3 protein-coding genes and 1 pseudogene are annotated in these 5,116 nt (G+C 42.5%); all 4 read left to right on the forward strand.

Annotation, left to right across the window (positions count from 1 at the left end):
• Positions 1–467: pseudogene (locus tag RDP42_RS12370) on the forward strand (hypothetical protein); the annotation flags it as partial.
• Positions 468–478: 11 nt separating this feature from the next.
• The gene (locus RDP42_RS12375) at positions 479–2,098 is read left to right on the forward strand and encodes a PCMD domain-containing protein (protein ID WP_308763935.1); all 1,620 of its coding nucleotides are present in this window, start codon (positions 479–481) and stop codon (positions 2,096–2,098) included.
• Complete coding sequence (locus RDP42_RS12380; RefSeq protein ID WP_308763936.1) at positions 2,091–4,265, forward strand: DUF4493 domain-containing protein; 2,175 nt, start codon at positions 2,091–2,093, stop codon at positions 4,263–4,265. The genes RDP42_RS12375 and RDP42_RS12380 overlap by 8 nt, the downstream gene beginning before the upstream one ends.
• A 9-nt stretch (positions 4,266–4,274) precedes the next feature.
• Positions 4,275–4,961: a DUF4493 domain-containing protein gene (locus RDP42_RS12385; RefSeq protein ID WP_308763937.1), complete on the forward strand. Its 687-nt coding sequence runs from the start codon at positions 4,275–4,277 to the stop codon at positions 4,959–4,961.
• The last annotated feature ends 155 nt before the right edge of the window (positions 4,962–5,116 follow it).

Genomic DNA, 5,116 nt, shown 5'->3' on the forward strand with positions numbered 1-5,116 from the left:
GTCTGAACTATAATCGTACGTATGCGGATATAGGAAATATCAATCTTGATTTGGGAGACGATTTGTCGTTCGACATCAGTGATTACAAGTATCTGGAACATGAATATACAGCTTCCGGTTTCTTGCGGACGTATATGGGACTGGGAAACAGCAAGGTTTTCGGTTTCTTTAATGAACTGCGCCTGACTTATGGTTATGGTGAAGGAAAGACGTTGGATGGAGTCGATCAGAAAGCGACAGGAACCTATCAGACCACACACAGTTTGCAGATTGGTGCGGCTCCGGGCTTGACGGCTTTTGTGACCAACAACATGGCGGTGGAAGTGTCCATCAATGTAGTGGGACTGAAATTCAAGTGGGCGGAACAGGTAACCAATCAGGTAGAACGTGGTTCGTACCGTCAGAGTTCAGCGGACTTTAAGATTAATATTTTTTCGATAAACATCGGTATTTGTTCCTATTTTTAAATTGACAGATTATGCTTGTAAAAGCCTTGAAATATAGTTTTATTTCTTTCTTGTTACTGAACTTGTCTTCTTGTATTGAGAATGACATCCCTTATCCATATATTGAAGGAGTGATTCAGGAAATCCAAGTGGAAGGGATGCAGGGAGAAGCCGTGTTCAATAATCAGGCACGCACCATTGAACTGACCATTGGTGAAGATGCTTTTATAGACAGTTTGCCGATTACAAAATTGGTGGCTAATGCAGAAGCTTTGATTTATCCGGATTCAACGGCCTGTATCAAGCCTTCCGGTTTCCCTGATTTCAGCTTTTCTTCTTTGGATGAATTGCCGGCCAATGCCAATACGGCAATCGACTTTACCAATCCGGTGGATGTCTTGCTGAAAACCTATCAGGATTATTGGTGGAAGATTACGGTAAAACAGAACATTGAACGTACGATAGAAGTGGAGGATCAATCGGGCACGGCTCCTTTGCTGGACTTGAATACCCATGTGGCCATTATCTATGTGACGGAGGATGCGGATTACCGGAATATTAAAATCAATAAACTGAACCTGGAAGGCTCGAAAACCAAATTGATTCCTTCGCCCGATACCATCACGGACTTTACTCGTCCCCGTGTGTTTCAGGCGTATCGGAATGGACGATACATTTGTGACTGGACGGTGGATGTGCAGAAGTCTTCCGTACCAGCTTCGGTGGAAAGCGTGAATGCATGGGCTACGAAAGCTTATATAAGCGGCAGTTTTCGTGCGGGTACTACCTTATCGGTAGAGTATCGTGTACAGGGAGAAGAGGAATGGACTGCGTTGGACGCAGCTTCCATAACAACCACCGGAACACGGTCGTATTCGGCCACGCTGACCGGACTGACCAATGGCACCAATTATGAGGTACGTGCGCTGGCGGATGGAAGTGCAGGAGAAGCACTCTCTTTTCAGACCGAAACTATCGTGACGATTCCGAATATGAATTTTGATACGTGGACGCAGAGCGGAAAAACGTGGTATCCGAATCCAGTGGCCAACAATTTGGATGATGCACAGGCCTATTGGGCGACCGGAAATGAAGGAGTGACCATTTATAAGGAATCGAGTACGGTACCTGTGACAGGAAGTGATGCGTATCGTGGAACTTCTGCCAAATTATATACGTATGGAGATATTCTCTTGGTAGGAGCAGCTGCGGGTAATCTTTTTATAGGTACTTATAAGACGAATATGGGGACACCCGAATCAAGTCCTTCTTTTGGACGCCCGTATTCGGGGGCACGTCCCACGAAGTTAAGCGGATATTATAAGTACAAATCCATGCCTATTACTTACAATGGGACGGTTCCGGGAAATTTGAAGAATGACCAATGTCAAATTTACTTGCGGCTGTGGAATTCTGCCGATAAGGAAATTGCTTATGGAGAGTTTACGGGCAGTGAGACGGTAACGGAATACCAGAAATTTGAGTTTGACATTAACTATACGGATACAATCTCTAAGCCTGCCAAGATTACGATTGTGGCTACTTCCAGCAAATATGGAGGGGAGTTTGATGCAAACGGTAAGAAGGTCATTGGTCAGGTAGGTGACGGTAGCACATTGTGGGTAGATGAATTTGAATTGAGTTATGAATAAAGGAAGAGATAAAAATATGAAATGGTTTAGTAGCCTTTTGTTATTGTTGTGTGGAATGTGGCTGGGAGGCTGTCAGCAGGAAGACGATTTTCGCTCCTCTGCTCAGACAGGTTTCCAGATTACTTTGACAGACGAAGGAAATCAAGCCTATTCGCGTACGGCTCCTACTGAATTGGAGAAGCCAGTAGCATCTATGTTTCGCTTGCGTGTGGTAGATGCGTCTACAAATAAAGTGGCTTATGTTGGAAAATGTGCGGAATCGGTCTTGGTGAAAGAAGGTACATACAATCTGACGGCCACTTATGGAGACGATCCGGTCATTGCATTGGATGCTCCTTATTATGTGGGTACGTTGGAGAATCAGCAAGTGGTGACCGGACAGATGACTTCGGCCACTATTTCGTGTGTGGTGGCTAATGCATTGCTTTCGGTAAACTATAATGAAGAAAGTTTGAAAAAAGCCTATGAAGACTATTCGGTGACGGTTTTTGTAGGCGACCAGTCTGTCGAGATTGATTCTACAGGAGTGGAGAGCGCTTATTTTAAGGCGGGTTCTTCTGTAAAACTGGTTTTCCACGGGCATTTGGCGGGAACCGGTCAGGAAGTATCGTATGATATACCGGAACCTGAAGGTTCTCCTTTTTTTAAAATACCAGCTAAAACACATGTGAAAATTACGCTGGGTACGGATGGAACAACCTCATCGGGTGTCGGCATTTCAGTGGAAAAGGTGGAGGTATCTAAAGTATCTGTCACCGAAACATTGCCTATGGAGTTTATGCCGAAGCCTAAACTGGAATCGGAAGGTTTCGTGAACAATGAACTTTCTTTTGCAGAAACGGAGAAAAAATCAGCCGTCATTAATTTGAAGTTGTCTTCTCCCTTACAGGATATCAAGCTGAAATTCAATTCTACAGATGCAAAATTTGCAGGATTGGAAGCGGACAAGGAATATTTGTTGTCAAATGCAGACGATAAGGCAGCTGTGGAAACAGCTTTGGGCATTGCCTTGCCGGAAATCGGTGCGACAACAGGAAGCCTTGATTTTTCCTCTTTGATTCCTCAGTTGATGACAGACGCTGGAAATACGGTTTCTTCTACCATTGAAGTGGATGTAAAAGCCAATAATCGCTGGGCGAGTGAAGACCAAGCGGCCAACAGAGTGTACACTTTGAAGTGCAACAAACCGATTTTCCATGTGAGTGTATATCCGGGAAATATTTGGACAAAGGAATTTACAATGAATCCTTTGGCCGCTGAAGAGGTAGAAGCTGGAGATTATGAATTGTTAAGCCAGAAAATGACCTATCAATTTAGTGTGGATGGTGAAACAGGTTGGACGGATTTAGGTGATGATTTACGTAAAGCAGATTTACAGCCAGGAGGCACCTATTATGTTCGTGGAGTTTATCGTGGCGTGATTAATAGTGAGGCTACGGAGGTAAAAACTTATGAGGCATTATCTATTCCAAATTCAACTTTGGATGAGGGGTATAGCACAACTTATCCTAAAAACGATAATCCTTTATATACTTTTAATGGCGGATGGATTGGAACTAGAAACTCATTGACTTGTCATTCAGATGGCGTAAATGCATTTTATGTTTCTAAATCAAGTACATTACCCATAAGCGATAATGGAAGTACGGTTGCACATCTTATGACTATAGGATGGGGAGCCGGAAATACCTGTGATTTTGGAAATAAGTCTGGAAGTGTGATTAATCATGTATCTGCAGGCTTAGTTTGCGTGGGTGATTATGAGGCTTCCAATGATACTATTTATGCAAAGGCGGCTTCAATACGACCTACATCTTTGAATTTTACTTATAAAGCATCTCCATATAATGGAGATGAATATTTGGTAGAAATTGCTTTGGTTAATATATCAAATGGTATTGAGACTGTGATAGGTGATGCAAAGCTTACTTCTGGAGAAGCAGTGAGCAGTTATAGGACGAGCTCTATTGAAGTGAAATATCATGATGAATTTAAACATCTTCCGATAACTCATATTCGAGTTGTTTTTAAGTCTGGCATAAAAGAAGATAAAGATCATTTGGAGGATAAATTCAGGGATGCATCTTTCTGGGATGGATATACAAATGCTTATCTGATAGGTAGTCAGTTTTGGTTGGATTCATTTTCTTTGGTTTACGACAAATAAAGAAGAACGATGAAAAAGAATATAGTATATATTTTATTGGGAATTTTCCTGCTGGCAAGCTGTCAGCAGGAAAATAAGATTCCTTCAGGAAAAGGTTATTTGTCTGTAGAAGGGATTGAATTGCAGTCGCAAGTGGAGACGGAAGTTGCTTCGCGTGCGGTGGATGAAAGTTTGACTGTAGATTTGTATAAAGGAGAGCAATTTGTTCGTACTTTGACCCTGGAAGAGATGCAAAATAAGATTGAATTGAAGCCGGCTACCGATTATATGCTGAAAGCGTATAGTGCAAACTATGGAGAGGAATCTACTTGGGACAATGAAACTAAAGGAGAACCAGTCTATTATAAGGAGGTGTCTTTTGTAGTGACAGAAGGCGTTACAACTGCTGTGAAGGTGCAGGTGCCTATGAGTACTTTCGCGGTTTGTTTGAATTTGACGGCGGTGACGGGCGACTGGTTGCAAGGTTATACTTTTACCGTGACCTCTGGGAGCCGGTCTGTCACGCTGCAAAATGGAGAAACGGCTTATTTCCCTTATTCGAATTCCTTCAATTATCAGTTATCGATTACCAACTCGGATGGGGAAGTAAAGGAACAGTCGGGTAGCTGGGGAACGGAGGATGGAGAAACGGTAGCACAGAACACGGTGTACACCGTGACTTATAATTGGGCTACACAGTCGTTGGCGGTAGAATAACAACCAGTCATACACAATATAGAAAAACCGGATGAAACCTTGAAATCCTTCAAGTTCTCACCCGGTTTTTTATTGTAATTTTAAAATCAAGCGTTATACAAGGGACATTCAGTAAATAGTATAAAATTAGCCAACTAATTCATACACAAAGTGTT

Origin of the sequence: uncultured Bacteroides sp., assembly GCF_902472605.1 — a bacterium.
Classification (GTDB): Bacteria; Bacteroidota; Bacteroidia; order Bacteroidales; family Bacteroidaceae; genus Phocaeicola.